Source organism: Nonomuraea sp. NPDC049714, assembly GCF_044465295.1.
Taxonomy (GTDB): domain Bacteria; phylum Actinomycetota; class Actinomycetes; order Streptosporangiales; family Streptosporangiaceae; genus Nonomuraea.
Window position 1 is genome coordinate 953,450 of the sequence record NZ_JBITLM010000002.1, and the last position, 24,825, is coordinate 978,274.

At 68.6% G+C, this 24,825-nt stretch carries 51 protein-coding genes; 3 read left to right on the forward strand and 48 right to left on the reverse strand.

Annotated features, from left to right (window positions below):
• Positions 1-2: 2 nt before the first annotated feature.
• The 6 genes from ACIBQX_RS11540 to ACIBQX_RS11565 all read right to left on the reverse strand — a co-directional run bounded on the left by ACIBQX_RS11540 (position 3) and on the right by ACIBQX_RS11565 (position 2,270).
• The gene (locus ACIBQX_RS11540; RefSeq protein WP_397003198.1) at positions 3-302 is read right to left on the reverse strand and encodes a hypothetical protein; all 300 of its coding nucleotides are present in this window, start codon (positions 300-302) and stop codon (positions 3-5) included.
• Positions 303-381: 79 nt separating this feature from the next.
• On the reverse strand, positions 382-771 hold the full coding sequence (locus ACIBQX_RS11545) for a hypothetical protein (protein ID WP_397003200.1): 390 nt from the start codon (positions 769-771) through the stop codon (positions 382-384).
• 56 nt (positions 772-827) lie between these two features.
• Positions 828-1,130, reverse strand: a complete 303-nt coding sequence (locus ACIBQX_RS11550; protein ID WP_397003202.1) for a hypothetical protein — start codon at positions 1,128-1,130, stop codon at positions 828-830.
• Positions 1,131-1,166: 36 nt separating this feature from the next.
• Positions 1,167-1,367: a hypothetical protein gene (locus ACIBQX_RS11555; RefSeq protein WP_397003204.1), complete on the reverse strand. Its 201-nt coding sequence runs from the start codon at positions 1,365-1,367 to the stop codon at positions 1,167-1,169.
• A gap of 78 nt (positions 1,368-1,445) precedes the next feature.
• Entirely contained in the window at positions 1,446-2,006 is a 561-nt protein-coding gene (locus ACIBQX_RS11560) for a hypothetical protein (RefSeq protein WP_397003206.1), read from the reverse strand.
• A gap of 84 nt (positions 2,007-2,090) precedes the next feature.
• Positions 2,091-2,270, reverse strand: coding sequence for a hypothetical protein (locus ACIBQX_RS11565; RefSeq protein WP_397003207.1), 180 nt, complete (start codon positions 2,268-2,270; stop codon positions 2,091-2,093).
• A gap of 113 nt (positions 2,271-2,383) precedes the next feature.
• Between ACIBQX_RS11565 and ACIBQX_RS11570 the strand changes: the two genes are divergently transcribed.
• The gene (locus ACIBQX_RS11570; RefSeq protein ID WP_397003209.1) at positions 2,384-2,578 is read left to right on the forward strand and encodes a hypothetical protein; all 195 of its coding nucleotides are present in this window, start codon (positions 2,384-2,386) and stop codon (positions 2,576-2,578) included.
• Between the two features lie 4 nt (positions 2,579-2,582).
• Here ACIBQX_RS11570 and ACIBQX_RS11575 read toward each other — a convergent pair whose 3' ends face one another.
• From ACIBQX_RS11575 to ACIBQX_RS11640, 14 genes are all read right to left on the reverse strand, one after another.
• On the reverse strand, positions 2,583-2,846 hold the full coding sequence (locus tag ACIBQX_RS11575) for a hypothetical protein (protein ID WP_397003211.1): 264 nt from the start codon (positions 2,844-2,846) through the stop codon (positions 2,583-2,585).
• On the reverse strand, positions 2,846-3,244 hold the full coding sequence (locus ACIBQX_RS11580) for a hypothetical protein (RefSeq protein WP_397003213.1): 399 nt from the start codon (positions 3,242-3,244) through the stop codon (positions 2,846-2,848). The genes ACIBQX_RS11575 and ACIBQX_RS11580 overlap by 1 nt, the downstream gene beginning before the upstream one ends.
• A complete protein-coding gene (locus ACIBQX_RS11585; RefSeq protein ID WP_397003215.1) occupies positions 3,244-3,417 on the reverse strand; it encodes a hypothetical protein in 174 nt (57 codons plus the stop codon). The genes ACIBQX_RS11580 and ACIBQX_RS11585 overlap by 1 nt, the downstream gene beginning before the upstream one ends.
• Positions 3,414-3,683: a hypothetical protein gene (locus ACIBQX_RS11590; protein WP_397003216.1), complete on the reverse strand. Its 270-nt coding sequence runs from the start codon at positions 3,681-3,683 to the stop codon at positions 3,414-3,416. The genes ACIBQX_RS11585 and ACIBQX_RS11590 overlap by 4 nt, the downstream gene beginning before the upstream one ends.
• 129 nt (positions 3,684-3,812) lie before the next feature.
• Complete coding sequence (locus tag ACIBQX_RS11595) at positions 3,813-4,193, reverse strand: hypothetical protein (protein ID WP_397003218.1); 381 nt, start codon at positions 4,191-4,193, stop codon at positions 3,813-3,815.
• Positions 4,190-4,666, reverse strand: coding sequence for a hypothetical protein (locus ACIBQX_RS11600; protein ID WP_397003220.1), 477 nt, complete (start codon positions 4,664-4,666; stop codon positions 4,190-4,192). Before ACIBQX_RS11600 ends, ACIBQX_RS11595 begins: the two co-directional genes overlap by 4 nt.
• Complete coding sequence (locus tag ACIBQX_RS11605) at positions 4,666-5,178, reverse strand: hypothetical protein (protein WP_397003222.1); 513 nt, start codon at positions 5,176-5,178, stop codon at positions 4,666-4,668. The genes ACIBQX_RS11600 and ACIBQX_RS11605 overlap by 1 nt, the downstream gene beginning before the upstream one ends.
• Complete coding sequence (locus tag ACIBQX_RS11610; RefSeq protein ID WP_397003224.1) at positions 5,171-5,605, reverse strand: hypothetical protein; 435 nt, start codon at positions 5,603-5,605, stop codon at positions 5,171-5,173. Before ACIBQX_RS11610 ends, ACIBQX_RS11605 begins: the two co-directional genes overlap by 8 nt.
• Positions 5,602-5,778, reverse strand: coding sequence for a hypothetical protein (locus tag ACIBQX_RS11615; RefSeq protein ID WP_397003225.1), 177 nt, complete (start codon positions 5,776-5,778; stop codon positions 5,602-5,604). Before ACIBQX_RS11615 ends, ACIBQX_RS11610 begins: the two co-directional genes overlap by 4 nt.
• The gene (locus ACIBQX_RS11620; protein ID WP_397003227.1) at positions 5,775-6,302 is read right to left on the reverse strand and encodes a hypothetical protein; all 528 of its coding nucleotides are present in this window, start codon (positions 6,300-6,302) and stop codon (positions 5,775-5,777) included. Before ACIBQX_RS11620 ends, ACIBQX_RS11615 begins: the two co-directional genes overlap by 4 nt.
• The gene (locus ACIBQX_RS11625) at positions 6,286-6,696 is read right to left on the reverse strand and encodes a single-stranded DNA-binding protein (RefSeq protein ID WP_397003229.1); all 411 of its coding nucleotides are present in this window, start codon (positions 6,694-6,696) and stop codon (positions 6,286-6,288) included. Before ACIBQX_RS11625 ends, ACIBQX_RS11620 begins: the two co-directional genes overlap by 17 nt.
• Before the next feature lie 4 nt (positions 6,697-6,700).
• Entirely contained in the window at positions 6,701-8,305 is a 1,605-nt protein-coding gene (locus tag ACIBQX_RS11630; RefSeq protein ID WP_397003231.1) for an AAA family ATPase, read from the reverse strand.
• Entirely contained in the window at positions 8,305-9,141 is an 837-nt protein-coding gene (locus ACIBQX_RS11635; protein ID WP_397003233.1) for a hypothetical protein, read from the reverse strand. Before ACIBQX_RS11635 ends, ACIBQX_RS11630 begins: the two co-directional genes overlap by 1 nt.
• A complete protein-coding gene (locus ACIBQX_RS11640; protein WP_397003235.1) occupies positions 9,142-9,699 on the reverse strand; it encodes a hypothetical protein in 558 nt (185 codons plus the stop codon).
• Positions 9,700-9,844: 145 nt separating this feature from the next.
• Here ACIBQX_RS11640 and ACIBQX_RS11645 point away from each other — a divergent pair, with 145 nt between their 5' ends.
• The gene (locus tag ACIBQX_RS11645; protein ID WP_397003236.1) at positions 9,845-10,153 is read left to right on the forward strand and encodes a hypothetical protein; all 309 of its coding nucleotides are present in this window, start codon (positions 9,845-9,847) and stop codon (positions 10,151-10,153) included.
• 20 nt (positions 10,154-10,173) lie between these two features.
• Here the strand turns inward: ACIBQX_RS11645 and ACIBQX_RS11650 are convergent, their stop codons facing one another.
• The 16 genes from ACIBQX_RS11650 to ACIBQX_RS11725 all read right to left on the reverse strand — a co-directional run bounded on the left by ACIBQX_RS11650 (position 10,174) and on the right by ACIBQX_RS11725 (position 18,667).
• Positions 10,174-11,007, reverse strand: a complete 834-nt coding sequence (locus ACIBQX_RS11650; RefSeq protein ID WP_397003238.1) for a hypothetical protein — start codon at positions 11,005-11,007, stop codon at positions 10,174-10,176.
• Positions 11,007-11,456 carry a WhiB family transcriptional regulator gene (locus tag ACIBQX_RS11655; RefSeq protein WP_397003240.1) on the reverse strand — a complete coding sequence of 150 codons (450 nt, stop codon included), beginning with the start codon at positions 11,454-11,456 and terminating at the stop codon, positions 11,007-11,009. The genes ACIBQX_RS11650 and ACIBQX_RS11655 overlap by 1 nt, the downstream gene beginning before the upstream one ends.
• Positions 11,443-11,832 carry a hypothetical protein gene (locus ACIBQX_RS11660; RefSeq protein WP_397003242.1) on the reverse strand — a complete coding sequence of 130 codons (390 nt, stop codon included), beginning with the start codon at positions 11,830-11,832 and terminating at the stop codon, positions 11,443-11,445. The genes ACIBQX_RS11655 and ACIBQX_RS11660 overlap by 14 nt, the downstream gene beginning before the upstream one ends.
• Complete coding sequence (locus ACIBQX_RS11665) at positions 11,825-12,061, reverse strand: hypothetical protein (RefSeq protein WP_397003243.1); 237 nt, start codon at positions 12,059-12,061, stop codon at positions 11,825-11,827. The genes ACIBQX_RS11660 and ACIBQX_RS11665 overlap by 8 nt, the downstream gene beginning before the upstream one ends.
• Positions 12,054-12,422 carry a hypothetical protein gene (locus ACIBQX_RS11670; protein WP_397003245.1) on the reverse strand — a complete coding sequence of 123 codons (369 nt, stop codon included), beginning with the start codon at positions 12,420-12,422 and terminating at the stop codon, positions 12,054-12,056. The genes ACIBQX_RS11665 and ACIBQX_RS11670 overlap by 8 nt, the downstream gene beginning before the upstream one ends.
• 5 nt (positions 12,423-12,427) lie before the next feature.
• On the reverse strand, positions 12,428-12,562 hold the full coding sequence (locus ACIBQX_RS11675; protein ID WP_397003247.1) for a hypothetical protein: 135 nt from the start codon (positions 12,560-12,562) through the stop codon (positions 12,428-12,430).
• Complete coding sequence (locus ACIBQX_RS11680; RefSeq protein WP_397003249.1) at positions 12,559-13,707, reverse strand: DNA cytosine methyltransferase; 1,149 nt, start codon at positions 13,705-13,707, stop codon at positions 12,559-12,561. The genes ACIBQX_RS11675 and ACIBQX_RS11680 overlap by 4 nt, the downstream gene beginning before the upstream one ends.
• Positions 13,700-13,921 carry a hypothetical protein gene (locus ACIBQX_RS11685; RefSeq protein WP_397003251.1) on the reverse strand — a complete coding sequence of 74 codons (222 nt, stop codon included), beginning with the start codon at positions 13,919-13,921 and terminating at the stop codon, positions 13,700-13,702. Before ACIBQX_RS11685 ends, ACIBQX_RS11680 begins: the two co-directional genes overlap by 8 nt.
• On the reverse strand, positions 13,914-14,150 hold the full coding sequence (locus ACIBQX_RS11690) for a hypothetical protein (RefSeq protein WP_397003253.1): 237 nt from the start codon (positions 14,148-14,150) through the stop codon (positions 13,914-13,916). Before ACIBQX_RS11690 ends, ACIBQX_RS11685 begins: the two co-directional genes overlap by 8 nt.
• The gene (locus ACIBQX_RS11695) at positions 14,147-14,566 is read right to left on the reverse strand and encodes a hypothetical protein (protein ID WP_397003255.1); all 420 of its coding nucleotides are present in this window, start codon (positions 14,564-14,566) and stop codon (positions 14,147-14,149) included. The genes ACIBQX_RS11690 and ACIBQX_RS11695 overlap by 4 nt, the downstream gene beginning before the upstream one ends.
• Complete coding sequence (locus ACIBQX_RS11700; RefSeq protein WP_397003257.1) at positions 14,559-15,218, reverse strand: hypothetical protein; 660 nt, start codon at positions 15,216-15,218, stop codon at positions 14,559-14,561. Before ACIBQX_RS11700 ends, ACIBQX_RS11695 begins: the two co-directional genes overlap by 8 nt.
• Entirely contained in the window at positions 15,211-15,573 is a 363-nt protein-coding gene (locus tag ACIBQX_RS11705; protein WP_397003259.1) for a hypothetical protein, read from the reverse strand. Before ACIBQX_RS11705 ends, ACIBQX_RS11700 begins: the two co-directional genes overlap by 8 nt.
• On the reverse strand, positions 15,570-15,767 hold the full coding sequence (locus ACIBQX_RS11710) for a hypothetical protein (RefSeq protein WP_397003261.1): 198 nt from the start codon (positions 15,765-15,767) through the stop codon (positions 15,570-15,572). The genes ACIBQX_RS11705 and ACIBQX_RS11710 overlap by 4 nt, the downstream gene beginning before the upstream one ends.
• Complete coding sequence (locus ACIBQX_RS11715) at positions 15,764-16,168, reverse strand: hypothetical protein (protein WP_397003263.1); 405 nt, start codon at positions 16,166-16,168, stop codon at positions 15,764-15,766. Before ACIBQX_RS11715 ends, ACIBQX_RS11710 begins: the two co-directional genes overlap by 4 nt.
• A gap of 70 nt (positions 16,169-16,238) precedes the next feature.
• On the reverse strand, positions 16,239-16,796 hold the full coding sequence (locus ACIBQX_RS11720) for a hypothetical protein (RefSeq protein WP_397003265.1): 558 nt from the start codon (positions 16,794-16,796) through the stop codon (positions 16,239-16,241).
• 1,250 nt (positions 16,797-18,046) lie between these two features.
• Positions 18,047-18,667: a hypothetical protein gene (locus ACIBQX_RS11725; protein ID WP_397003267.1), complete on the reverse strand. Its 621-nt coding sequence runs from the start codon at positions 18,665-18,667 to the stop codon at positions 18,047-18,049.
• Between the two features lie 83 nt (positions 18,668-18,750).
• On the opposite strand from ACIBQX_RS11725, the gene ACIBQX_RS11730 reads away from it, so the two are divergent.
• A complete protein-coding gene (locus ACIBQX_RS11730; RefSeq protein ID WP_397003269.1) occupies positions 18,751-18,936 on the forward strand; it encodes a hypothetical protein in 186 nt (61 codons plus the stop codon).
• A 98-nt stretch (positions 18,937-19,034) separates the two neighbouring features.
• On the opposite strand, the gene ACIBQX_RS11735 is transcribed toward ACIBQX_RS11730, so the two are convergent.
• From ACIBQX_RS11735 to ACIBQX_RS11790, 12 genes are read right to left on the reverse strand one after another with little or no spacing between them, the layout of a single operon-like run.
• Positions 19,035-19,439, reverse strand: a complete 405-nt coding sequence (locus ACIBQX_RS11735; RefSeq protein ID WP_397003271.1) for a hypothetical protein — start codon at positions 19,437-19,439, stop codon at positions 19,035-19,037.
• Between the two features lie 19 nt (positions 19,440-19,458).
• Positions 19,459-19,659 carry a hypothetical protein gene (locus ACIBQX_RS11740; protein WP_397003273.1) on the reverse strand — a complete coding sequence of 67 codons (201 nt, stop codon included), beginning with the start codon at positions 19,657-19,659 and terminating at the stop codon, positions 19,459-19,461.
• Entirely contained in the window at positions 19,656-20,291 is a 636-nt protein-coding gene (locus tag ACIBQX_RS11745; RefSeq protein WP_397003275.1) for an HNH endonuclease, read from the reverse strand. Before ACIBQX_RS11745 ends, ACIBQX_RS11740 begins: the two co-directional genes overlap by 4 nt.
• An 11-nt stretch (positions 20,292-20,302) precedes the next feature.
• On the reverse strand, positions 20,303-20,743 hold the full coding sequence (locus ACIBQX_RS11750; protein WP_397003277.1) for a hypothetical protein: 441 nt from the start codon (positions 20,741-20,743) through the stop codon (positions 20,303-20,305).
• Positions 20,736-21,335 (reverse strand): hypothetical protein, encoded by a 600-nt coding sequence (locus ACIBQX_RS11755; protein WP_397003279.1) that lies wholly within the window; start codon positions 21,333-21,335, stop codon positions 20,736-20,738. Before ACIBQX_RS11755 ends, ACIBQX_RS11750 begins: the two co-directional genes overlap by 8 nt.
• The gene (locus ACIBQX_RS11760; protein ID WP_397003281.1) at positions 21,332-22,243 is read right to left on the reverse strand and encodes an ATP-binding protein; all 912 of its coding nucleotides are present in this window, start codon (positions 22,241-22,243) and stop codon (positions 21,332-21,334) included. Before ACIBQX_RS11760 ends, ACIBQX_RS11755 begins: the two co-directional genes overlap by 4 nt.
• A complete protein-coding gene (locus ACIBQX_RS11765) occupies positions 22,240-22,557 on the reverse strand; it encodes a hypothetical protein (protein WP_397003283.1) in 318 nt (105 codons plus the stop codon). The genes ACIBQX_RS11760 and ACIBQX_RS11765 overlap by 4 nt, the downstream gene beginning before the upstream one ends.
• Positions 22,557-22,853 (reverse strand): hypothetical protein, encoded by a 297-nt coding sequence (locus tag ACIBQX_RS11770; RefSeq protein WP_397003285.1) that lies wholly within the window; start codon positions 22,851-22,853, stop codon positions 22,557-22,559. Before ACIBQX_RS11770 ends, ACIBQX_RS11765 begins: the two co-directional genes overlap by 1 nt.
• Positions 22,850-23,608, reverse strand: coding sequence for a hypothetical protein (locus ACIBQX_RS11775; protein WP_397003287.1), 759 nt, complete (start codon positions 23,606-23,608; stop codon positions 22,850-22,852). Before ACIBQX_RS11775 ends, ACIBQX_RS11770 begins: the two co-directional genes overlap by 4 nt.
• Positions 23,605-23,982: a hypothetical protein gene (locus ACIBQX_RS11780; RefSeq protein WP_397003289.1), complete on the reverse strand. Its 378-nt coding sequence runs from the start codon at positions 23,980-23,982 to the stop codon at positions 23,605-23,607. Before ACIBQX_RS11780 ends, ACIBQX_RS11775 begins: the two co-directional genes overlap by 4 nt.
• Entirely contained in the window at positions 23,979-24,380 is a 402-nt protein-coding gene (locus ACIBQX_RS11785) for a hypothetical protein (protein WP_397003291.1), read from the reverse strand. The genes ACIBQX_RS11780 and ACIBQX_RS11785 overlap by 4 nt, the downstream gene beginning before the upstream one ends.
• Entirely contained in the window at positions 24,377-24,811 is a 435-nt protein-coding gene (locus ACIBQX_RS11790) for a hypothetical protein (protein ID WP_397003293.1), read from the reverse strand. The genes ACIBQX_RS11785 and ACIBQX_RS11790 overlap by 4 nt, the downstream gene beginning before the upstream one ends.
• Between the last annotated feature and the right edge of the window lie 14 nt (positions 24,812-24,825).

A 24,825-nucleotide genomic window follows, 5' to 3' on the forward strand; every position in this document is an offset into this window, starting at 1 on the left:
GGTCAGCCCTCCTCGGGGGCGTCGGCGGGGACGCGCGTGGCATACAGCGTCCACGGCCAGTCCTCATCCGGCCCGAGGCCAGGGTCACGGAGATCCCACTCGCCAACCTTGTACTCGTTGCCGTTGATGGTGACGATCTCCTTGGCCTGGTCGCGTGCGTAGGCGAGCGTCTCTCTGATGGCGATCTCAGCGGCCTTGGTCTGGGCGAGCGAGCCGCCATTGGCCGAGAGGTGCAGCGACCAGCCAGCGAGGACCTGGTCCAGTAGTGCAGGGGGCATCTCGGGGAACGTGCTGTCGGACATCGGGTCTCTCTTTGTCGATGAGGTTGTTGATCTGGCTTGCGGCTTGGCGTCCCCGGTAGGACCGGGGACAGGGGGAAGGTCAGGCGTCGGCCGTCTGCACGTTGGCCGCGTCCCGGGCGAGCACTTCGGCGACCGTCTCGGCGATGATGAAGGCCGCCTTCCGCGCGTCGCTGCCGCCGTCCTCCTCGGCGCGCTGTGCCATCCGCATCCGGCGAGCGAAGTACTGGGCGGTCTCTCGCCTTGCCTGAGCGGCGATGCTGGCTGCGGCAGCTTCAGCCTCACGTAGCCTCGCCAGCACGTTGCCCATCCGCTCCCCCATGTAGGCGGTGTGGTTCAGGCAGTAGAAGTCCTCGCCGTGCCCCGGCTTGGGGTGCTCGTGTGCGAGGCGCTCCTGCACCATCTCGGCGAGCTGTGCGATCAGCTCGTCGGTGGCGGGCTGGGACTTGATCTCGTTGAGGTGGGTCGGCATCTCGGTTCTCCGTTCGGAGGGTCGGGCGACGGGCGGGAAAGCGGTTGCTGCGCGGCCTACAGGGAGCCGAGAACGGCCCTGGCGGCGTACCGGTCGAGCGTCCACGTCCTGTCGTCGCAGGAGACGGTCGCCGCCGTGGGGGCAGCCTTGGACAGGGGGCCGTCCGAGTCCGGGCGCACCTCGTAGCGGATCTCGACCTGGAAGGTGGCGCTCGTGTTGCCGGCCAACTCGCCGCACAACAGGGCGGCGATGTCGCTCGCGCTCGCCATCCTGAGGGGCTTGTATTCGCCGGTCAGGCACTCGGTGCAGCCGCAGTCCCACGGGTCGATCGCGAGCAGGCGGGGGCGGTCGTAGCTCATCGGTCCGGTTCTCCGTTCAGGTGTTGGCGGTAGCGGTCAGGCGGCCGGGAACAGGACGGACAGCGGGTTGCCGCACACCGTGCAGCACATCGCGTCCGGATCCGCAGGGCGGCCCTCAGGAGGTTCACCGCACAACGTGCAGCGGGCGGGAGGGGCAGGGCGGCGGAAGATGAACCGCAGGCCCTCCACGAACATCTCGGCGAACTGGGCTCGCGTGCGGGGCAGGTAGTCAAGCATGTTGTGCACTCGATTCACGGGGGCGGGAAAGCGGTTACCGGGGGTGGCCCCGGCCGGTAGAGGGCCGGGGCCGGGAGGTCAGCGGGTGGCCAGCTGCTCGGCGTGCTCGGCGTCGTCCTGTGCGGCCTGGGCCTCGCCGGACTCCCAGTCGGACGTCCACGCCTCCAACTCGGCGTCGCTGACATCAGGGAGTTCGTTCATCGCCTGGAACAGGTGGACGCCCAGCGAGTCCTCTATGGGCAGCAAGATCGTGCCGTCGAGGACCATGCCGATCAGCTTCGCCGTCTCCTTCGACGCTCCCGGCCAGGCGGCGAACCGGGCCAGCGCCGTGCGGTCGCGGCCTGTGGGGCGGCCCTTGAAGAGCGGGTTCGTCACGTTACGAATCGCGTTGGCGGCGTCGATGACCTGGTTTGGGGTGAAGGCGGCAGCCCACTCGCTGACGGTCACTGTGCGGGAGATGAGCTCGGCGTCCGGGGTGCGGGCGTCCTCGGCCTGCCAGGCGCGCTCGTCGGCTACGCGCTGCTCGAACCACTCGCGGTCTGTCGCGTGGTCGGGGTAGGTCTCGATCAGGGTCTGCCACTTCCCATGCCGGGTGGTGGTGAGGCGGATGGCGTACTCGGTGCGGGTCTCGGCGGTCATCGCGTTCTCCTGCGGTTGAGGTGGGGCAGCGCTTGCGAGTTCAGGGAGGGGAAGGGGGCCCGGGGTCTCCCCCGGGCCGGCGGGTCAGAGGCCGAGCAGTTCGCGGGCGTCGGCGAGCTCGCACCAGTAGCCGTCCCGGATCTCGGGCGTCTGGTCGGCGAGGAAGCGGTCCCTCAGCTCGGGGATGTCCCGGCTGAGCATCTGGTGCATCGCCACGATGATCGCGGCGGTGGCCTTCTCGTCTTCGGTGGCGGTGCGGGCCATCTCGTCTCCCTGGCGTCTCGCTCTGTTCGTGCATATGCACAGTAGCGTGTCGTGCATATGCACGACAACCCCTTCTGTAGACTTTCTGCATATGCACGGCCTATCCTCAGATCATGGTCAGCCGAGCGAAGGAAACCCACACCACCAACCGCGTCGTGCGCGTGGACGACGCCTTGTGGGACGAGTACGAAAAAGCCTGTGCAGACGAAGGCGCCAACCGCTCCGACGACCTACGCGCGCACATGCGACGAAAGGTCGCGGCGTGGAAGCGGCGCCTCGCCAAGAAGCAGCCCGACGCCGGCGAGTAGCCGCTCACCGTCCCCTCGCAGGTGAGGCCAGCCCGTCATGCCCGGTCACCAGGCGCACGCTCGCGACATGGGCACACGAGTCGGCCTCGCCGCACGAGCACACCCACACCCCGTCAGTGAGGCGGACGAAGTGCCGGGCCCGCCGCCCCTGCACGCGGGCCCGCACAACCGTGGGCGGAGAGTCGTTGCCGCCCCCGCTCGCCCGGCACACCAGCACCCCGCCGTCCCGGATGTAGGAGCAGGCGAGGGAACGCACATCGGCGGCCATTACGGCGCCTCCTTCGGCTGGTCCAGCGCGGCGAGGTCGACACCCAGTTCGGCGAGCATCCCGATCGCGGCAACGGTGGCGATGGACGCGGCGCGGGCCACGTCGACCTCGGTCTCGTCCTGGACATGGGCTCGGAGGTGCTGGCCGATCCGCTCGTACAGCAGCTCGTCCGGGGTGAGGTCGGCTCCGGTGCGGCGGGCCCACTCCGGGGACAGACGCGGGGGCGGCTCGGACTCGGGCTTGGCGGGCGGGTCTCCGGGCTTGCCCTTAGTGATGAGCAGCAGCGCCCAGGTGTCACGGCCGATCAGGGTCCGCCAGTAGACGGGGCGGTCCATCTCGGGCGAGGCCCAGGCGTTGGCGAGCTTGGCCAGGCTGAGGATCGGGATGCGGCGGATCATCAGAACGCCTCCCTGGACTGCTGGCCGCGCTCCTGCTTGCGCTTCCACGCGGCTGCGGCTCGGCGCTCGCGGCGGTTGCGTGGGGCTTCCACGTCTACGAGGTCTTTGGTTTCACGGTCTACGAGGGGTCCGCCCTGCTTGTTGACCTTCACCCAGGATCGAGCGATCTTCATCTGCCTTCCTCCCCCGCCTGGTGGGCTTCCTTGTCGGCGTCCATCAGCATCCGGATCAGGCTGTCGGCGTCCTCGCGGGCCATCTCGTACGGCTCGACGTCGAGTTCGCCGTGGGCGATCCACACGGTTTCGGTTTCGCCGACGGCTGCATCTTCGGCGTTGACGGCGTAGTCGAGGATGCGGGCTGCGGCGTCGGGGTGGGCGCTGCCTGAGGTGGTGGTGATGCGGCCGTCCCACCTGAGGATGACGATCTTGGTTGGTTTCATTGCGTTCGGGTCTCCTATCGAACATCGCGTGAATTGATCTTGATCAGCTAGTTATTCGATCTTGAGTTCCCAGCGAAGCGCCCAGAATCGCCACAGAATCGACGCTGGGCGCTCCGCAGAGGCGCGGACCTACACAGGGAGCGGATCGGCCCCTGGAGGCGTCAGCGTCGCTTCTGGGCCACTTCTCGGCCCATCCCCGCCCGGCGCGACCCCAGCCACATCGGCCCCACCGGACCCGATCGCGTTGAACAGCCGGTCCGCCGCCGCCCACGACGACAGCCCTTGCTCGCCCAGGACGGCCAGCTCGTCGAGCACCACCGCCTCGGCCGCCTCGTCCTCGACCGTGAACCGGTACGGGACCACGATCTTGACCGGGGCCTGCCCGTGCACCGACGCCCAGTCCAGCGGCGACGGCCCCGCGGGCTCCTGCGCCGTCTCGGTCGTTGAGGGGGCCGAGCTCCACAGCTCCGGCCAGTGATCCCACCCCCACCCGGGGAACGGCCACGTCACGACGGGCCGCCGTTCAGGGTCCGAGCCACGGCCAGCGCGTGGAACGTGTGGCCGTCCGCGCTGTTGCCGCGCTTCTCCCACATGCGAGCCTCGGTCTCCAGCCAGGAGGCGAGAAGATCCCGGGCGTTGATCAGCGTCACCACCAGCCGCGCCAGGACGCGGTCTTGCACGTCGAAGTAGTGGCAGTTCCGGCAGATCTCGGCGGGCTCGTCGTGGTCGCCGCAGATCACCACGACCGCCGTGTGCTCGATGACGCGGGCGGTCACGGCGGGCAGCAGGTGCTCCCGCGCTCGCGCGGCTGCCTCCCGCATCTCGTCGGCGGGCGTCTCGGCCTTCTTGGGTGCCAGCAGTGCCACTGCGCAGTCCCGGCAGAACTGGCCGGGCCGCCCCTCGAAGAGGTGCAGGTGCTCGAATGTGGACCCGCACCGGGAGCAGGTGTCGTCGGCAGGCGTCTCGGTCCTGGTGTCAGCCATCACGCGAATCCCATCCCTCGAAACACGAGAACCCAGTTGTTCTCGCCCTGCCGCTGGTACATCACGTCGGACATGGCCGCCTCGAAGCGGATCCGCCAGTCCCCGGGCGTCTCCCGCGCCTTGAGCTCGAAGTGCGCCAGCCGCTTCTTCTCGCTGTCGCCCTCCCAGACGATCTCGCCGTCCCGAGTGACGGACACCCGCCCGAACCCGACCGCGCACACCCGAGTCAACGGCAGGGCGGCAGGCTTGGGCGGACACGACAGGCAGCCGCCAGGGACGGGCCGCATCGAGAACACCGGCAGCACGCCCGGCCCGTCGTAGCCGCAGAACGACCACCGGGAGCCCCGCGCGAACCGGTCGGCGAGGATCCGTGTCTTGCGGCGCTGGCCCTTGGCGTACACGTACCGGGCGTCAACCTCGTTGACGGTCAGGTAGCGCCAGCCGTCGTAGCGGTCATCCCGGAGCGCCCACACCTGCCCTGGTGCCACTTCGATCTTGGTCGTCTCAGCCATTCGGGCTCTCCTCGCTGATCGGTTCAGGGGTGGGGTCGGGTGGGGCGGGACTGGAGAAGATCGGAACGACCTCCGCCATAGGCGCAACAGGAGGCGGCGGGCCCAGCCACACCGACTCGCAGCCGTCACTCGTGCAGATGAATCCCGGCCCGCCCGGCGCCTCAGGCAGCCGATAGAAGAACCCGGGGATGACGCCCGCCAAGTCGGCCAGCAGCCGGATCTGCTCCGGTGTGGGAATCCGCGTGCCGGCCTCCCACTCGTCGACCATCGGCTCCTCGCCGCCGAACATCCGGTCGACCTCCGGCCCGTACAGGCCAGCGAGGTTGAGTGCTGCTGTGATGCGATCCGGGAGCGGCTTCTTCGTGGCGAGTTCCCGGTCTTCCCGCTGCCGCAGGAGGGTCATCTTGTACTTCGCTCGGTCGTTCACGCCTCCTCCTTCGGGTCGGCTGGTCCGGGGTCGGACAGCAGTTCGTCGAGCAGGCGGATCAGCTCGTTCAGGTCGCCCCATTCCGAGCCGCAGCAGCACACCTGCGAGGGCGGGCCCTCGAACGGGTAGCAGCCGCCGCAGCTCGGGCACGGGTTGGTGGTGGTCGTGCTCATCGGCTGCCGACCCTCGAACGGATGCTCCAGTACTTCGCCTTAACCGGACCGTCCTTCTGGCACCAGACGACCTCGTCGTGCAGCAGCAGTGACCAGCCGCGATAGGGGAGCTGGCAGAGGTCTCCGACGCCAAGTTGTCCGAGTAGGCGGCAAACGAGACCCGGCATCTCCATGTCGTGTAGACCCATGAACGGTGACGGGCACATGAAGACTTTGAGACGCCCATATCCACGCCAGTAGACATGTGTGTAGTCGACGGCCTGAGCCATCCACGCGGTGAAATCCCGCGTGGTTGCCAGATCGGGGACCTTGAACTCCAGCCCGAAGACCGGCTCATCGTCCTTCCATTGAGAGTCGTCGATGGGACGGAGCACGGCGTCGATGCGGAGTTGCCTGCCCGAGCAGTGCGAGCCCCAGACTTCGCGCTCGACGTGGAACGACTGCGCCAGGTCCTCAAGCACCCGAGCGGCCAGTTCGGCCTCGCTCCACGCCGGCGGGGGAGCGATCCTAGAACGGAGGCGCATCGGGCGTGCCTCCGTTCGCCCACGGGTCATCAGCCGTGCCGCCGTTGCTCGAACGCTCCGCGGTCTTCGGCGGCCAGCGCAGGTTCAAGCCGGCCGACTCCACCCGCACCTCGATACGGGAGTGCTTCTGGCCGTCCTTCTCCCAGCTCGACTGGAACGCCTGCCCAGACACGACCACCGCGGCGCCCTTGCGCAGGTTCTCGGTGACGTGCTCGGCGAACTGATCCCACGCGGTGCAGGTCCAGAACGTGGTGTCGACGTCCTCCCACTGGTCGCCGTTCTTGCGGCGGCGGGAGGTGACGACGGTGAAGCGGGCGATGGCTTTGCCGGTCTGGGTGAACTTCAGCTCGGGATCGTTGGCCATGCGGCCGGTGAGGGTGATGGGTGCGGACATGGGGCTATGCGCTCCTTCGGTCGATGGAGTCCCAGCCGGGGGCGGGGACGAAATCGGGGACGACCTTCCAGGGCCAGTTGCCTTCGCCCCCGTAGGTGAGGCGGGTTGGCCAGTCACGGTCGTCTCGGGCGCCACGCCAGGGCTTGACGGCCACGGTTCGGCAGCGCTCGCCAGGCCGCTGGTCGGGGTCGTCGGGGGCGATTCCGAGGCCGAACTCGGGCCAGCGCAGCAGGAGGCTCGACCCGACTGGGCGGACGGAGCGGTCTTTCCCGCCGCCGGCGTTGCCGTGGCCTGCGTGGGCTTCGATGACCATCGCGCAGTCGGCCAGGACTCGCGCCTGGTCGAGCACGGCGACGGTGGCGCGGGCGGCTTCCTCGTCGTTGATGTTGCCTGCGTGCAGGCGGTAGAACGGGCCGATGAACAGCAGGTCCGGCTTGTGGGCCGTGACCCGTTCGAGCAGCCATGCGGCGTCGCCGGGGCGGAGCATGTCGATTCCCGCGGGCTTGTGGATGAGGCGCAGCGCGCCGTCCGGGACGCGATGCCCGAATTTGATCGACGAGGCGGCGAGCGGCCGGAACTTGCGGCGGGACTGCTGCTCGGAGTTCTCGCAGTCGATCAGCAGCACCCGCATGGGAGGGATGTCCGTCCACTTGAACGGGTGCATCCCCGCGGCGACCATGACGGCCATCTGACGAATGGCCATGCTCTTGCCGAGCCCTTCGAATCCCGTAAAGACGAGCCGGTCTCCGCGCTCCAGCAGGTTGGGCACCACCCAGTCGAAGTCTTCGTCGTCAACGGAGATGAACTCCCACAGGTCCGGCGCGAGATCAGGCTTGGCGGGCTCTTCGCTGGCCCAGATCTCCACCAGGTCCGGCAGCTTCTTGCCCGCCTGGAAGTGGTCTGTGGCGTCCTTGCCGACCGCCGGTTCCGCGATGCGGATGGAGGCGGCGATCCCCGTGAGCGCGTCGCGCACCCGTCGGGCGTGCGCCTCGCCGGGGTTGTCCCGGTCGCAGATGATCGTGACGTCGGCGTCGCGGAACACCTCGTTGTACTCGGGCCGCCACTTGCCGGCGCCGCCAGGGTTGCACGTCGCGACGAGCCCTTGGCCTTCCAGCGTGTGGACGTCTTTCTCTCCTTCGGTGATGAAGATGACGTGGCCGTCGCGGATGCCTTCGATCACCCTGGGGAGGCGGTAGAGCGGGCGGCGGGTGTCGCCGAGCTTCCAGCTCCAGCCCTTCGGCCGGGACGGGTCGGGGATCCGGCAGGGGAACTGCTTGTCCGCGGTGCGCATCACCTGGAACAGCAGCTTGCCGTCTTCGTCCACGTAGTCGTAGATCGCAGTTGCCGGGCCGCGGGGCGTCCACTCGCCGCGCTCCTCGCGCTGGCCACGCGGCTTGCACAGGTCCTCCCAGGTGAGGCCGATCGCGTCGAGGATGGCGTCACGGTCGCATCCGGCGTGGCAGGTGAACACCACGGGGTGCTCCTTGCCGACGGCGAGCGAAAGGCTGGCGGTGCCGTCGTTGTGGGCGGGGCACCGGGCCATGAAGCTGCCGTTCTGGGAGCGGACCCCGTCCAGCTTGGGCAGGAGCATCTCGCGCAGGATGTCCATCAGTTCTCCCAGAACATGCCGACGTTGGCGGGCCGATGAGTTTCAGCGTGGGTCAAGGGCTGGTCTTTCCAGCGCTCGCCGTTGAGCCAGGTGGACGGGTGGGCGATGAACTGGGGATCACGTGACCGGGTGGGGTCCATCCGGAACCGCTCGGCGCCAGCGATGATCTCTTCAGGGTCGACGTTGTCGTCCATCGCCTTGGCCCATGCCTTCTTGGCGTGGCCCTTGCCGACCTTGCGGGGGTAGGTCTCCCAGAATCGGGCGAAGCCGGGATCGTCATCTCCGACGCGGCGTGAGCCGCGTTTCCCCCTCTGGGGGGTAGGGGGGTTATTTCCCTGCTCCCTGCTCCCTGCTCCCTGCTCAGGGCCGAAGGTCTCCGGAACGTTCCCGCCGCTCTCGCGAGACTCTCCGGAGAGTGGGACTACGACATCTGACTCGTCTTCGTCGTCGCAGCTCAGCATGTATGCCATGGCGAACGCGTCGTCGATTTCGTCCGGTGTCGGCCGGACGTAGCGAGGCTTTCCGGGGTGCGACACCTTCTGGTGCTCATCCCAGCTCGTGATGAACAGGAGAGCCCTTCCGGCGGCCTCGTAACGCACGATCAAACCCGCCTCGGAGAGTCTCCGGAGATCCTCCCGCGTTCTCACGAGAGCCTCCAGAGGGTCATCCTCAAGGGGCCAAATCGCAGCAGCGATGAGCCGCACGTTGTCGGCGGCCACTCCGTTGTCGTCCGCGTGCGTCCACAGGCCGATGAACGTCAGGCGAGCCGACATGGGCAGGGATGCGATCTTCTCCGACGTGAAGAAATCGGGCTTGATCGACCTGATGCGCGCCATCTATTTGCCGCCCTTCTTGCCGGCGATCTCAGGGCGTGGAGCTCGGCGCATCTGGTACGTGCGGAAATGGTCCTCCGGTTTCACCGCAGACGCGGGCCAATACCACTGACCGACTGCGCAGTTGCTGCCGTAGCAACGCCAGCAGGTGCCGTCCCTCTCCGCCCAGGTCCAGTTGTCATCACGGTGCCCGCACCGCGTCAGGTAGACCGTCCGCTCACTGTCAGGCACATGCCAACTGATGGCATCCCCCGGGCCGGCAGCCTCAAGGACAATGACGTGAGCTTCCTGCCACCAGCCGACGCCGCCCGCCTTGAGCATTCGCCGGAGTTCGATGGCCTTGTCCATGCGCTCCCAGTGCGGGCCCTTCACTTCCGCCCAGGTATTGATGGCCGGCAAGTGAAAGTCGGGCAGGTATTGCTGCCCACTGGGGAGTTGGAGCGCGATCGGCTCGTACTGCCAGTGGAGATCCAGCTCGTCGAAGGTGCTTGCCCAGTCAGCTTCAAGGCTGGATCGGAACTTGATCCCCTTGTAGGTCAAGGGGACGGCGCGGATGTTCAAGTGCGGGAGGACCTTCCGTGCTGATGGTGCTGATGGGACCGACGAGGGCTCGTGCTCCCCCGCTTGTTACGTTCTTCCACTCCTCACACTATGCCACTACCCATGGCATTGCCTAATGGCCACTAGAGTTGGCTATACTGAGACCATGGGAGACAGCCATGCCCTGATGCCTCCACCCATGTGCGAACATGAACCGGTGGATAAGGACCGTCAGCAGCGCCTGCGCCGCCTTGCGGCCACGTACAAACGCCGCACGGATGCCGCCGAAGCGGCTCACGACGAACTGGTGCGCGAGGTCCTCGACGCGCTCGACGATGGGGAGCAACAGGTCGACATCGTTCGAGAGATCGGCTTCACCCGCGAATGGGTCCGCCGCAAGGTCGTCGACGCCCGAAAGGCCAAGGCGCACCAAGACGAGAGGCGACGCCAGAGCGCCCCCTCCTCCTCCGACTGACCTGTTCACGCCCGCGCCGATCATGCTGCGCTCTTCTTCCTGTGCTCCCTAACCCGGCGCCGGTCGTACTCACGAGCCGCGGCCACCATCAGCGGGGACTGGTCGCCGTGCCGCCTGTGCGCGTAGTGGCAGGCGGCGATCTCGCCGTCGTCCATCAACCGGACGCGGCGCCGCAGCTCGGCTTCCAGGTCCTCGCCAATCAGGTCGATCAGGTCATCCCAGGCAACCGGCGGCAGCCACCCCTTCGCCGCGGCGACTTTCTTGACCCGGCGGATGCTGGCGCCCAGCTGACCTGCGCCGGCAGGGTCGACGTTCCACAGCCGGTCGTAGACAGCGGCGACTGCGCGGGCCGTCCGCGCTTTCACCCGGCCACCGTCCGGTGCCGCGAGGATGCGGTGGGCGTGAGCGTCGGGCAGCCCGGCCAGTTCCCCCACATGCTTGATCGGCCATCCAATGGCGGCGAGCGCCTGCAAGCGGCGGCGCGTCCCCACCGCGGGGAGCCAGCCGCGGGTAGGGACCTGGCCCGCGTGAACCGCGAGAATCTTGTCCGCGGTGGACGGCCGCACCGTCTTGGAGGGCGGCTGATTCTTCGACGGATGCCCGTACATGAGTGCGGACAGCCGTTGCGTGTCCAGCCCGGCCAGCTCCGCGATGGCGGGGATGCCAAGCCCGGAGTTCTGCAGGCGCTGAACGTGCTGGCGTACCGGCTCGGCGTGAACGTCGCGCCGGTGGGTGCCGGACATGAGGCCCATCCGGTACCGGTTGGCCGACGCCGCGTTCGCGGCCCGGCACGGCCCGCACCGGCAGCCGCCGTACCGGTAGCGGCGCACGTCCCCGTGGGGGTGCTCGGCCATCACGCCACCGCCTCCTGCTTACCCTCGCGGCGGCGGCGCGCAGCCTCGTTGGTGCAGGGGCGGCACATCGAGTTGAGTCCGTCAGATGACCGCTTGTCCCTCCCGAACCAGCCGGCGGGCAGCGTCTCCTCGCATTGGTGGCAGCGCTTCTCGTCCACCGTGGGCTCCTGGGGGATGACGGAGGCGTGGAAGCCTGCCCGCTGTCGCCTTCGCCTCGCTGAGACGCGCTCGTCTTCGTTGAGGCCACCCCACAGGCCGGCGCGTTCCGGATGGGACAGCGAAAATTCGAGGCACTCGCTACGCACCGGGCACCCGGCACAGATGGCCTTGGCCTTGCGCTCGCGCACGTCCCGTTCGGGCTGCCGTTCTCCGTCAGGGCCGAAGAACAGGACCAGGTCCTCCCCGCGGCACGAAGCAGAGTTCTGCCACTCCCAGCTAGGCGCCGCCATTACTGGCCTCCGTTTCAGATCGTTCCGAGGTGTTACGAATCGCGCCGGAAGCGTCCGAAGTCATCCGGTCGTGTCCGGCCAGCAGCCCTGCGACCGCCTCGTACGCCACCTCGGCCACCACCCGCGGGTCGGCATAGATCAGCCCTCCCACGGCGTGACAGCAGCCGGTGAGTGCTTCTACGAGCTCGTCGGGCACTCGGGCGGTGGTGCGGACCACCCGGGCGCGGGCTCGCAGCGTTTCCGCCGCCTGCGCGAGGGTGCGGTCGCGGACGTGGTCCTCGTGGTCCTTGAACTCCGCGGCGACGATCTCCGTCACTCGCATCAGGTCCTCGGGGAGGCGCAGCACCGGGCCGGCCTCTACGGTCTGGTCAGGCATCGGCGGCCTCCGGAGGCTTACGTACGGTCACATGGCAGCCGCCAGGACCCTCAGCGCAGCGGCAGGCGCACCGGTTGGCGTCGGCGACGTCGGCGGGCAGCGGCCACGGGTGGCCCGCATGCTCGGCGTCTTCCGGATCCATCCAGGTGTGCGCTTGCGGCGGGTCGAAATGCTGGCCGAACTGGCAGGCCCAGCAGCGGGTCAAGCAGACGATCGCGTAGTCAGGCATCGGCCGCCTCCGCTCTGGCGAGAGCGTCAGCGACGGTGTAGCCGCGGCACGCAAGATGTGGAGCGAGACGGCCAGCAAGAGCGCACGCCGCCTTCTCGTCGAACCGGTGCCGGGCCAGCCAGTCGTCACGGGCGGCGTTGTCTGCGGCGATCTCCTCGTCGGTGACCGGCTCCTTGTCGCCGGGCGGCCCCCACGAGCGGTTGCCTTCGGCGTCGAAACAGGCACCGCGCAGGGTGACCGCCCAACGACCTTCGCCGCGATACTCGACGATCAGCGTGAACATGTCAGCGTCCGGGTGCATCTCGGGCAGACAGGACACCTGGAAGCGGGTGATACGCACCTCGGGCTTGGGAATTGTCACGGGTGCTATCCGCCTCTCTTGGGCTCGTCGAGAAGGTCAGGGTTGGGCCTGGGCACTCGGCACACGCGGGCGTGATCCTCGGCGGAGATGCCGTCGAGCTCGGCGACGACGCAGCAGTACGGGCGCAGGTCCCCAGTCATGCGGCCACCTGCTCTCGCTTGTCTACGGCGACGATGTGGCGGGCGACCTGCTCCACGACAGGGACGGCGACCGCGTTGCCTGTCTGCCGGCACCGGGCGGCGTCGGACTGGCCTGCGGTCCAACCGTCCGGAAAGCCCTGCAAGCGCTCACGTTCAAGTGGGGTTAGCTGCCGTACGGCCCAGCCGATCTGCACTGCGGTCGCCTGAGTCGTGGTCAGCGCGGTCGGGGTGGGGCCGTAGCCGAGCCGCATGTCGCCGCCGGTCTGCGGGTTGAACGCCATCGGCGGTGCTGCTGCGATACGTACCGGGAGCAGCGTGGACGTGGCGTCAGAGTCGGGGCCCTTCGCGTCGCGGGCCTTAACCGTCGTAGCGATCAGGTGGCCGGCTTGGGCGGCGTTGTCGTCCGGGCCGCCACCGCCTCCAACGCTGTTAGCAGTGAGGGCGGCAACGACCTGCCCCGACGCTCGGCCCGGCGTAGGATTCCCTGCGCCGCCTTCGGGCTCAAGTAGTACTTGGACGGGACCTCGAGCGTCGGCTCCAGCACGTCCGACAATGATGACTCGACGGCGCTGCTGAGGGACTCCGTGGTACTGAGCGTCCAGCACTCGGTAGGCGAACCCATACCCGCGGTCTCCCAGCGACCCGAGGACGAGACCCATGGCGCCACCGTGCGCTCGCATGCATCCTCCGGGGCAGGATCCGCCGGCGAGCTGGTGGGGTTCGGCGCATCCGTCGTGCTGCCCGGTACCGGGACAGGGGCAGACCGCTGACAGGAGGCCAGGGACGTTTTCGAGGACGACCCAGGCGGGGCGAAGGTCAGCCAAGAGCCGGTCGATCTCCCAGTAGAGGCCAGATCGTGTCCCTTCACCCATGCCGCGGCGACGTCCTGCCACGGAGAGGTCCTGGCAGGGGAAACCTCCGGTGAGGATTCCTCGCTCTGGAACAAATCCGGCTGCTCGTAGCTGGTCACCGGTCACCTCTCGCACGTCTTCGAACAGGGTCACGTCGGGGAAGCGGCGGGCGAGGACGGAGCGGGCGGCGGGGTCGATCTCGACTGCGGCGACCACTTTGACGCCGGCTCGCTGTAGCGCCAGGTCGAAGCCCCCGATACCGGCGAACAGGGAGACTGCGGTGAGGTCAGTCACGGCCCTCCTCCTCGGGGAACACGTCGTGTATGTCGTCGTCAGCCAGCAGGGCGGCCCACAGCCGATCCCAGGCGGGATCGTCAGGCGGAGGAACAGCCACACGCTTCCGGCGGTCTTGGCGGAGCGACCACGCCCAAGCGGCGGCGCACCAGCAGAAGGCGGCGACCACGAGGGCGCCGATCCCGGCGAAGACATTGCGGATCAGGTCAGCCACGGTCGCCTCGCTCCGCGTCCCACCGCATGAAGTCGGGGACATCGTCGGTGTTCTCGGGCCGGTAGGTGGTGGGCTCGTAGGCGGCCCACCACCCTGCCGCCGCACGGTCGGCGGGCTCTGACACCTCTCCCAAGGGGCGGGCCAGGTAGCCGATCAGGACCCCGCCGGTGAGGAAGAACAGGCACAGCAGGCCGACGAGAAGGAGCTCAACCTGGTCAGGGGTGATCACGTCTGCCCCATCCGCTTGGTGAGGAGGGAGACGACCTCGCCCGGGGTGAGGCTCTCCACCTGGGCGCGCAGTTGGGTGTTCTCCCGCTCCAGGTCTGCGATGTACACCCGGTACTCGGCTGCTCTCTCGCTCCATGCAGCGGTGAGCCGGTCAGCGGCGCGAGCTTTGGCGGCCCGGTCACGTCCCCAGAACCACCACCACAGGGCGTTGGCGGAGACGAAGGCCACCACGCCGGCGACCGCGATGACGAGGTCGCCCTTGCTGGCACCGGCCGCCGCGAGAGCACGCACGGCGAGCGTCATCAGCGTCGCGCCGACGATCGCGCCCCCGACCACTGCGACGGCGCCGATGGCCACCGGGGGAACGCGGGGCACCCACCGCTTCACGACGGCCCGGATCTTGGCGAGGTCAGCCACGGGGCTCACCGCCCTCGTCGGCGTCGAGGTTGTCGAGCCAGTCCGCCTCGGACGCGAACTCCGTGATCACCTTCATGGCGGCGGCGGGGTCTCCGGCGTTGGCCAGCCGGACTGCGCGGCGGATCTCCAGGGCCACCACGTCGATGACCCGGGCGAGATCCCGGGCCGCCTGTGCGCCGCCCTGGAGCTGGCCACCGAGCAGTTCCACGGCGGCCTTGAGCCGGTCCACCTCGGCCGCAGGCGTGACCATGTCCAGCGCGTTCACCCACGGGTCGTTGCCGGAGGAGTGCTCGCCGATCACCTCGATCGGGGCAACCGCAGCCGCGAACCTGTCGAGCAGTGCGTGGAAGTTGTCGCGCTCGTCGATCAGGTTGCCGGTCGCCTGCTCTTCCCGCTCGGCATCGAGGCGGAGGCGCTTGTTCTCGGCCTTGAGGCGGGCCACCTCGCGCTCCCAGTCGCCGATAGCCACCCGGTTGAGCCGGTCGTGGGTGACGATCTGAGCGTTGAGGCGATCCACCTCGGCGAGCAGGTCCTTGCGTGCGGATTCCAGGGCCCACACGTCCGGGTTGTACGGGGCGTCGGCGGAGCAGGAGTCCACGCGGAGGTCCCGGATCTCGGCGAGACGCTGCTCTGGGGTGATCGGCTCAGACATCGGCCTGCCCGCCGTCTTGCTCTGCCTGAGCCGGATTCACGGCGCCGAGGTAGAGGGCCAGCAGATGCCGGGCCACCTCATGCGTGGGCTGTGCGAGCGCCTGCCACATGACCCCTTCAGCGGCCTCCAGGCGTGCCTTGAGCTGCTCCACCTCTGCCGGGTCCGGGACGGTCTCACCCTCGACCACGACCGCACAGAAGCGCTCAATCTGGGAGGGCTTGCCCTTGGGCGTGAACCCGATCCGCAGGACAGCGCCCTCACAGGCCACGTCCACGAAGCCGGCCAACGCCCGGTTCTCGAAGACCTCGCTGCCGCGCAGGTGCTCGGCGATCCTCTCCGGGGTGATGTCGTTCATGCGGAACGCTCCAGGGAGGTGTAGTCGTGGGCGGCCAGCGGGAACATGGCCAGCGGTGTGGTGCGCGGGGTGGTGAAGTCGTCGAAGAGAGCCGGGCGGATCTTCGCCAGGCACGACCAGCCGGTGTACGAGCCAGCGCAGTGACGGGAAGGGACCAGGCCGAGCAGGCGGGCCACCCGATGTAAGGCCGTCACCGGGACACGCCCTCTCTGGCGTCCTGGTGGTCGTGCAGCTCGCCGAGGCGCTCCAGGTTCGCGTCCGGGTCCGGCGCCAGGTCCGGGACCGCCGTGAACGATCCCTCCGGCGAGGCGAACCCGTCCCACGACGCCGGGTACGGCTCCCCACGCGGGGTCACCGACGCGCCGCCGATCACGTCGCCGCGCATCTTCGCCTGACGCCGGCCGATCGTCTCGTGCAGGTCCGTCATTTCCTCGTCGACGCTGCCGACCTCCGCCATGAGCCGGACGCGCTCGGCTCGCAGCAGTTCCAGTTCCTGCTGGTCGCGGTCGTTCAGCTTCCGCAGGCGGGTGATGCCGTTCTCCGTGAGAGTGCGCATCTGCTGGGCGTCGGCGATGGTCGTGTACGGCTGAGCCATTGGTGTTCTCCTGAGTCTGGTGTGGTCGGGGAAGGCCCGGCGTGCCCACAAGGGCGGGCACGCGGGCGGGCTAAGGGGTCAAAGAATCGGAGGGGGTGGCCGACGACTTGCCGTGGCGCGTCAGCAGGTCTTCGAGGTGGTCCAAGCGCTCGGACATCTCCGCGAAGTCAGTGGAGGTCTCCCGCCTGAGGGTCTTGATCTCGCTCTGGCGCTGCTCGTCGCGCTGCTCCAGGCGGCGGATCATCTGCGAGTGCTGGCGGAGATTCATCTCCAGCCCGTCCATCCGCTTGCGCTCGTCAGCCGTAAGGGCGGACCTGTTGGCGCTCGCGGCCTTGTCGACGGCCTTGCCGAGCTGGCGGCGGGACTTCTTGTGGTGGTGGCGGGCGAGCGCTTCGTGCTCGCGGGCCTCGATGACGCGATATCCCTCATTGCGGACGCTGACGACGGTCCTGTGGTCCTCGATCTCAAGCTGCCGGATGGCCCGGTAGATGGGGCTGCGGTCCTCGCGGAAGTCGCGCTTCAGGATGGCGTCGAGCTTCTCGTAGGTGAGGACCTTGCCGACTTCCAGCGCGGCGAGTGCGTCGTACACGAGGACCCACTGGGCCCTGTCGCCCTTGATTTCAAACATGCGAAACTCCAGGTAGAAGTGAAGATCCCTGCCTTGCCGCGCCCATGGCGGCCTTGGACGGCCCAGCCACGCCTTGCCGCACCCAGATGAGCGGGCGCCGGAGAGTCGAACTCCAGCGATGAGCCGAACGCCCTGGTGAAACCCCTGCCTTGCCTCTCCCTGCCTTGCCGCGACATGCCGGGCCGAGCCATGCCGTGCTCGTGGGTGGCGCGGAGTCGAACCGCGCAGAAGACCGTCCACCCGAATCCATGCCTCGCCAGGCCGTGCCAAGCCCGGCCTGAACCAGCCACGCCTCTGCACGCCCCACCAAGCCGCACACCCAATCGGGGGCGGTCCAGGGCTGAGGTGCTAGACCCCAACCCCAGACCGTCACCGGCACCACGCCCTGCCCGGCCGAACAAAACCGGACCATGCCCTGGCGCGCCACGCCCTGCGCCGCCGCACCAAACCGGACCACGCCTTGCCGTGCCGTGCGCTGTTGCTGCCCGGGGGCAGCGGAGGGCCGCGAGACAAGCTCGCGACCGACCGCCGTCACCGGCCCAAACCTCACCCAGCCCGACCCGGCCAAGCCGTTCCGCGCCCGAGATCGGCACGCCATGCCAAGCCAAGCCCGCTCGGAAGCGGGGGAAGACCACGGAGCTAGTCCGTGATCGACCTCCGTCGCCGGAACCTTGCCCGGCCTCGCCACGCCCTGCCTAGCCCGTCCGCGCCCTGCCGAGTCGAGCCGAACCGAACCCCGAATTGGGGGCGGCGCGGGAGTCGAACCCGCGCTACGACCATTCGCCCACCCACGCCATGCCTTGCCATGCGGTGCCTTGCCCCTGCTTGCCACGCCTTGCCCGGCCAAGCCCCAGAGCGCGGGTGCCGAGGGCTCGAACCTCGGAGCCTGCCAGCCACCCTCCAAGCCTTGCCAGACCCCGCCGAGCCCAGCCATGCCGCTCCCGGCCCTGCCTTCGGCCCTGCCATGATGCGCGGGCGTCGGGGCCTCGAACCCCGAAGGCTGCCAGTCGCCCTCCATGCCACGCCGAGCCTTGCCGAACCGAACCACGCCTTGCCATGCCCTACCGGTCCTTGCCGCTCCGAGAGCGCGGATGGCCGGGGAGTCGAACCCCAGCTTGCGACCATCCATCCGTCCCTGCCCTGTCACGCCTCGCCGGGTCGAGCCCGGCCATGCAGCACCCAGACCGGCCAGGCCAAGCCCAACCACGCCCCGCCTTGACAGGCTCTGAACAGTCCGGGAAGTAGGCATGTCAGATCTCGCTGACCTCAGTCGAGAACCTGCCGTACATGGTCCGGAAGTCGCCGAGTCCTTCCATCTCGCCGGCCAGGCGGGCGACCTCGCGGAACTCGTCGTACTCGATCGCCTTCGGGTCGACGATGACGTCCGCCTCGACCAGCCAGTCACGGAAGATCGGGCGGCACCGGTCGACCTTGTTCCGCTGGACCGTGACCGGGCGGATGTCGACGAACTCGGACTCGCCGCCGCCCCACAGGCCCTCGACGTCGCGCGGCCCCTTGTAGATGAGCGGCAGCATGAAGTCGGCGATGACCACGCCGCGCTCGATCTTCTTGCCCGCCTTGATCAGCCGCGCCCCGCCGATCAGCGACCGGAACAGGTTCTGGCCGGGCATGTACGGGCCGAGCTGCGGATCGAAGTACAGGGAGCCTTCGAACTCGACGCGGGCGACCTCAAGGCGGTCCTCGTCGGTCTTGGTCCGCTTGGAGTTGAGCGCCTTCAGCTTCTTCGCGTACGGGTTGAGCGGGCTCGCAAGCTGCACGTTATGGAGCAGCAGCGGGCGGGTGCCCGTGCAGGTCATGCGGATCTTCAAGGACTTGCCCTTCGTTTCGTTGTCCACTTTGTTCGCGAACATTGTTAACGGTAGGAGTATGACCTAGAGGTGTCAACTCTGTTCGCGCTATTCGTTCGCGCATACAGTTGTGAGACCATGCCGTTATGGCCAGAGAGGAAATCCCAGAACTGCGGACGCTGCGTGACGACTACGACCGCGCGCGAGCGGCTCTGTTCGCCGGCATCCGCAAGTACCTGGCCGAAGGGCGAGGCCCATCCGAAATCGGCCGTAGCGTCGACTGGACCCGCGAGTACATCGCGAAGATCCGCGACGGCAAGGTCAAGGACTAGCGCCACCTGGCTCTCCTCCTCTCGGATGTATGGGGTACTGGGTAGGTCCCGTCGCTGTCCCGACCCCCGATGGACGGGACAGCGACGGGAGAGGCGGGCTAGAAGGGCGCTTCCGGGTCGATCTCCAGCCACGGCTGCAACACGTGGAGGCGGTAGAAGACCTTGCAGCCCGGCGTCTTGTCGGCGTGGTCGAGGGCCTTAGACGCTGACTGGAAGGGGATGATGAGCCCCGCCTTGTCCGGGTGGCCGCTGGCGACCACGATCTCCATGCGGGTCTCCAGCGCCTCGAACTCGGCGATCCGCTCGCGGGCCTCGCGAAGCTCCGTCGCCATGCGGGAGACGACCGTCACCAGTTCCTCGGCCGCTTTGCCGCTGTCGTCGTCGCTGCCGCCGTAGTAGACGCGGATCGACTCCTCTACCGCGTCCAGGTCTAGCGGCGGTTCCTGCTCGGGCTCGTCGGGCTCTCGGTCGTTGGCCTCGTACAGGTCGTCTACGTGGGTCACGGTCGTTCCCTTCAGGGGGTCAGGGGGTTTCGATGTCAGATGGGGAGCCGTACCGGGCGAGATCGGCCGTCATCGCGGCGATGCACGCGAGGCAGGCTCCGCACGGCGTCTCGTCCGGCTGGCGCTTGGTGCATCCGACCGCGCCGGCCGAGCAGTCGTGGTCTACGGGGAGCCAGGCGTCACACCAGTCGCAGTAGCGCATGTCCTCGACGACGCTCACGACGCCGTCACCTCGATCAGCCAGAACGGCGACGAGCCGCAGGAGCACGTGTAAGGGCCTTCGGCGGGAGTCGGGCGGCCGGGGCACTGGGCGTGCCCGTACCGCTCCACCGCCTCAGCGAAGGCAGCGCCGGCCACCACCGGGATGGGGCGTTTGCCGTCCTGGTGCGACCCCTCAGGGGCGGGCCGGAACCCGCCCCTGTCGTCCAGCAGCACCCAGCCCAGACGGGCGTGCTTGACCGGCACCTCCCACGGACGGGCAACGCCCTCGCGCAGCTTGTAGCCGAGCCGCTCCGCCGCAGCGGGCGCCACCGCATCCGTGAGCCTGTGGCACGGCCGGCACGCCCACTGGACGTTCGACGGCGCGTTCGACCACCGCTTCGACGTGCCGCCGATCTTCTTCCCCTCGCGGTGCGCCGAGTCCGTCCCAGCCGCCGCGCCGCGGCACGCCAGGCCGATCTCACACAGGCCCTCCGAGCGGCGGCGGATGATGTCCCGCACCCTCGCCGGGACACCCTTGGGCGCCGACTGCTTCAGCGTGGACGTCCGCTTCTTCGGGTCGTTGGCCCGCTTGAAGCCGGCACCGCGAGACATCTCCGTCTTCGCCTTCAGCGGCGTCTTCCGCTGCGGCATCGGCGACCTCTTCATCGGCCACCGCCCCGGTGGTTGATGCTCTGTCCAGACTGGGCGTTGTTATTGAGCGACTGGAACAGGCTGATCTGGTCCTTGATCTTCCAGGCGTAGCTCGTCGCGATGTTCAGCAGAACCTCGGCGTCGTGAAGTGCTTCCCACTCCGTCGCGGTGCTCCTGGCGACCCAGGCGTCCCGTTCTGCCGCGGTGACCGTCCCGACCGTCCGGCCCACCCTTGGGCAGTCCGGCGACATCAGGAGCCTCGTCTCGGCCTTCTTAAGCGACTTCTGGCACTCGGCGACCTTGCGAGTCGCCTCAGCTACGGCGTCGGTTGAGGCTTCCAGCGCGTTGTTGATGTGCTGCAGCAGGGCGTCGGTCTGGTCGGGTCTCAGCGGGGTGCCTGGAGCGGTCAGGACGAGTCCGCCGCTCGGCGTGCGCTGGTAAGCCTCACTCACCGGGCTCACCCGCCTCGATGGCGGAGCGCAGGACGTCGGCCAGCACGCCGGCCAGATCGCCGCGGCGCCACGCATCCATGACCGCTTCCGACGCGCCCTCGCACGGCGTGTACGCGAACGCCCCCGACCGGGGCGCGGTGGAGGACTCCAGCACCTTCACCAGTTCGCCAGTCGCCCGGTTGAGGACCTGCCCCTTGGCGTTCGCGCTCTTGAGGACCTTCGCCCGGTAGGCGGGCTGGATGGTCTTCTGCAGCAGCTCGGGCCGGTTCTCCCGCACCCACGCCAGCAGCTCCGGATCCGACTCGGCGCCAGGCCGCAGCCCTTCGGCGATCTCGCCGGGCGCCATCTCCTCCACCAGGCTGAACAGGGTCGGCTCGTACACCTTGACGGTGGTCTTGCCGACCTTGATGGCGATCGACCCGAGCGGAGTTCCGTCGTCCAGCGTGACGTCTATCGACTTCGTGCCGGACTCCTGGTGGGCGGCGGCGAACGCAGCCTCGGCCTGGCTGCGGGTCATGTCCGCCGCGGCCTTGACCTCGTCGCTGATGAACCGCAGGGCGGCGACACGCTGACCGTGCAGGCGCGGGTTCACGCGGCATCCCCGCTCACTTCGGCGGGCTTCGGCTTGGACAGTTCCATCCACCGGCGGCGGGCCAGCTCGCCGAGCTGGGTGGCGTCGCCGTGCTCGTCGATGACCTGGGCGCCGAACAAGCCACGCTTGCGGATCTCCCCACCGGCCGCGGCGACGTCATCGAGGGTGGCGTACTGGTCGAGCAGCAGGTCCCGGAAGTGCAGAGCGTCCGGGCTAGGCTTGCCGTCACCGAGCCACGCGGCGATCTCCTGCGCGAACTCCGCGCCCGGCTTCGGCACTACCCGGCCCGCGATCGTGCGGGCCCTCGACTTGGAGATGACCAGCGTGTTCTCGTGGTCCAGGTCTCCGACAATGTCGAACTCGTACTCGATGCCTTCGCGCTGCTCCGGCTTGAGGCCAACCTTGCGCGGCACCTTCCTGCCGCGCTGGTCCTCCTCGATGACGTAGTCCGTCTTGGACCGCATCGTGACGATGACGTGGCCCGGATACGACACGAGCGCGTCGATCATCTGGCGTTCCTGCGGTCGGGCTTCCTTCCACCCTCCGAAGGAGTTGCCGCCGTAGCCGCGCTTGGCGGCCGAGTCGACCTGTTCCAGCATGCCGCCGGTCCCGGACCAGAAGTGCGTCAGCGAGTCGATGACCGCCACGTCGTGCCCCTGGGAGGCGGCCACGGCCAGCACCTGGCAGAGGGTTGCCGGCTCGAACGACTGCAGGTTGAGCCGGTTAAACGAGAACTCGTCGGCGTACTTGCTGGCGCTGCCCCGCTCGGTGTCGATGACGGCGACCTTCTCCCCCAGTACGGTGGCGATGGTCAGCGCGGTGTAGGTCTTCCCGGACCCGGTCGGGCCGGTGAGCGCGACGCGCGCTTTGGCCTCATCCTTGGTCGCAGGCTCGAACGTGAAGTTCACTGCTCGTTGTCTCCCTCGTCGTTGGGGGTGTTGTCGTAGTCGCGCTTGCTGCGCTCGAAGTCGAGTTCCGCTTCGTGGCCGATGTCGGGTCCTTCACCGACCGGGACGGCGGTTCTACGGCGGCCGTACCGGGCCACGTACGCGTCGACGGACGCCTCGGACACCCGCACGTGCTCGTGCGTCGACTCCACGCGCAGGCCGCCCTGCTGGCGGCCGAGCGCCATCACGTCCTTCGCGTTCAGGAGGCGGCCGGTTCCGGCCCAGATCCGGGTGATGGTGGTGCTGACGTTCAGCCAGCGGACTGTGGGCCCCATCACAGGTCCTCACCGCCCAGGAACCGGACGTACAGCCGCCGCTCGCCCCGCACCGTGCGCGTCACCGCGTCGAACTGTCCGAACGGGGCCAGCGCCTCGATGGAGCCGTTACGGACCCGGACCGCGTACTGGCCGGCGGCGAGAGCACAATCGAGCACGGCGACGCGCGCCCACTCGCCCGGCCTGCGGGTGAGCTCTGCGGCGACCTCGCGCCATACGAGGACGGGCGCACCGTTGCCTCTATTGGTGGTGCGAGCCGGAGGGTTCTCGAAGGAGATCTCACGGGAGAGAATCACGACGCGACTCCCGCCTGCTCGGCGGGCTTGGCAGCCTTGGCGGCGTCGTACTGCTGGATCCCCCACAAGATGCCGTGGCAGGCCCACAGGAACCACCAGTCGTAGTCCTTGAACTCCCACTCCCACGTGTCGTCGAAGGAGAAGCTGTCCCCGAACTGGGTCGTGGTGCTGTGCTTGCCCTCGGACTCACGGAGGTGGCGGTAGCCCCAGGAGGAGGCGTCGATGGGGTCGTCGAACGTCGCGCTCGCGCCGCATGTGCACGTCACCGTGTGGGTGCGGTACTCGAAGTCCTCCAGGGCGCGGCGTGCGCCGCCTTCCCAGGTGATGTCGCCGTTCTCAAGCAGGTCGCGAACGGCTTGGCTGATCCCTCGCGGCGCACTCCGGTCCACGATCGCCTCGGCGACGTACTCCTTGACCTGCCGCTCGAACGAGTCCTGGTCGTACTTCATGACGCTGTCGCGGTCGCTCGTCAGCTTCTCCGCCCAATAGTGCGGGTTGATGTGAAGCGAGCCGTCCTCCCAGATGCCGGAGCGAAAGAACTCGAACATGTCCGTCAGCCGGCGGAAGACGTAGCTGTCGCCGTCGCCCTGGAAGATCAGCGAGCCAGGGGCCGTGATCAGGTCGAACCAGTACGAGCTGTGGCCGGGCTTGAGGAACCGCAGGTGCCGGTACAGGCCGTCGTCGTGCAGGACCTGCATCTCGTGGCTGGCGGTCTCGCGCTGGAACCGCTCGGCGATCTCCGGGTACTCGCTCACGCTGCGATGCCCCTCTGTGCGGCGAGGCTCGCGGCCTGCTTCAGGAAGTCGTCGATCTGGGTGCCGGAGAGCGTGTCGCTGGCGTCGCCCAGCAGCGCCACCAGCTGGTTGAGTGACATCGTCCGCACCGGCTGAAGGGGAGCCATCACCTCGGCCAGAAGGCGGGCGGCCTCGATCACCGCGCGGGTGTTGGTGTCCAGCTCCTCAAACTCGAAGCCGCGCCAGAACAGCCACATGTCCGCTTCGGCTCCATCGGCGATGGCGAGCGCGCCAGGCAGGTCCACGCGGCCGTCTTCCGTCTTGAACTGGCCGATGCAGCGTCCGCGCTGCTTCAGCACTCCGCGAGCCGCGTTGAGGATGTTCTCGGGGGTCATGCCGCGCTCCCGTCCGCGTCCGGCTCCCACCGGTAGCCGTTGGCGATCCATTTCGGCCGCCCGTGGTAGTCCCGCAGCACGTAGGTGACGTAGGCGATGCCGCCGCCCTGTACGGCTTTGCACGCGGCGTGCCAGGCGTCCCGGTGCATCGGGAGGTGGCCGTTGCGGACGCCCGCCAGCGACAGGTGCCAGCCGTCCGTGTAGCCCCACCCGATCAGCGCCCGGTCGCCCGGCAGCACCACCCAGTGCGGGACGTCGTCCAGGACGGGCACGTACACCTGCTCGCGGCCTTCGGTCGGCAGGTGCAGGCGCACTCCCTGGCCGGGCCGGGTGGGGACGATCGCCACCTCGTGCGGGGCAGGGCGGACGTCCACCAGCGAGATCGTCTGAGTGCTCACTTGGCGGCCTCCGCCTGCTTACGCGGGGTGCCGTCCAGGTCGACGGTGAGCGCGTACTGGACGTCCTCGACCACGCCGACCACGACGCGGCTGCATACCTTGTCAGCGTCGGCGTACACCTTCAGGCGGATGGGGCCGAAGTTCAGCTTGACGCCGCCGTGACGGCCATTTGCCTCTTCCTCCACCCGCGCTCCGGCCTCACGCCCCGCACGGGCGGCGTCGGTGATGGTCCCCGCAGGGTCCACGGCCGAGTTCACGCAGGCGAGGAAGCCCGTCCCGTGGTAGTAGTGGGCGCGCTTGGCCAGATCCGGGTTCGTGGCCAGGAAAGCGGCCACCTGCCCGTAGGCGTGGGCGTACTCCAGCGCCTCGGCGACGCTCTTCGGGGTCGTCTCCGGCGTCGTGCCGGTCTCGGCCTCGTTTATCGTGGTCATTGGTTCCTGCTCCT